The following is a 1,061-nucleotide window of genomic DNA, read 5'->3' as shown; positions in this document are numbered from 1 at the left end:
CGCTCAATCTTGAGTTGGATATATTGCGGACGTGCTGAGGTGTTTTCTCATCGGCGCCATTGATGCGAGTTGCCCTGATGATTCTCGTGGCTGATCATCGACCTGATAGGCTATAGGTCAAGATGTTCGTGCAACCCGTTTGCATTAATTCCAAAGCGCTTTATCTGCACTACGGAATCGTCATGTTCGTGTCACCGATTTTTCTAGTCTGAATCTATGAGCTGTGGCTTAATAACACCCTGTACGTATTAGCAATCCCAATAAAATAATAAAGAAACGACAAGAACTATGCAGCAGTTTGGCAGACTTGAAGCGAGCGGCGCTCGTGGTTTTACTCTCATCGAATTGATCATGGTTGTTGTGATCCTCGGTATCCTTTCGGCTTTTACTATCCCGCGTTTTGCAGACCTTGGAAGAGAGGCGAGAGAAGCTTCCCTTGCAGGTATTGCGGGGACCATGAAGTCTGCGGCGGCTGTTGCGCATGCAGAGCAGCTGGTTAAAGGTAGCCCCCTTGGTGATACAGTGACGCTTGATGGGGCCGACATCACCATGGTTAACGGCTACCCAACCGCGGATAGTGCGGGTATCGGTGTGGCAGCAGACCTCACCGAGAACTCGGATTTTGTTATTGTTTCTCAAGGGAATCTTGGTGGGGACGTCTTACGGTTGGAGCTGCAAGAAAACTGCTATTTGGACTACACAGCGGCCAATGCGGATGCCGATAATGTACCACCAGTTCGGGTGAGTTTCGGAGTAAGGCTAGTCGCAATAGGTTGCGGTTAGCGTTCTGTCAGTGCGTAATGGCTCTCTCTACCGTGAATGCCTGGGGTTTAAAGTATCTCTCTTCTGTTTGTTGCAGGGCATGTTTCGTCCAGCATTTCTAGCAAGACGAACACCCCTGTTACTACATAAAGTTCAATCTTCAGACGCTATTCTTCATCGCCTTCTTCATCGGCGGACATGCCGAGTTCTTTGATTTTTCTAGTAAGGGTATTTCTTCCCCAGCCCAGCAGTATCGAAGCATCCCGTCGGCGCCCGCTCGTATGACTGAGCGCTGTTTC

General features: G+C 49.4%; 2 protein-coding genes. One reads left to right on the top strand and one right to left on the bottom strand.

Going from position 1 to position 1,061, the window contains the following annotated elements:
- The first annotated feature begins 288 nt into the window (after positions 1–288).
- Positions 289–783, top strand: coding sequence for a prepilin-type N-terminal cleavage/methylation domain-containing protein (locus A3750_RS03045; RefSeq protein WP_068454000.1), 495 nt, complete (start codon positions 289–291; stop codon positions 781–783).
- Between the two features lie 146 nt (positions 784–929).
- Here the strand turns inward: A3750_RS03045 and A3750_RS24800 are convergent.
- On the bottom strand, positions 930–1,061 hold a 132-nt coding region (locus A3750_RS24800; RefSeq protein ID WP_197474845.1), incomplete at its 5' end, for a helix-turn-helix domain-containing protein.

Source organism: Oleiphilus sp. HI0079, assembly GCF_001635105.1.
The sequence above is the reverse complement of the archived record's forward strand: the minus strand, read 5'-3'. Positions and strand labels throughout refer to the sequence as shown.

Bases quoted from the DNA above. Each gene is read 5' to 3' on its own strand.
- A3750_RS03045 (WP_068454000.1), top strand. From the start codon at position 289: ATGCAGCAGTTTGGCAGACTTGAAGCGAGCGGCGCTCGTGGTTTTACT.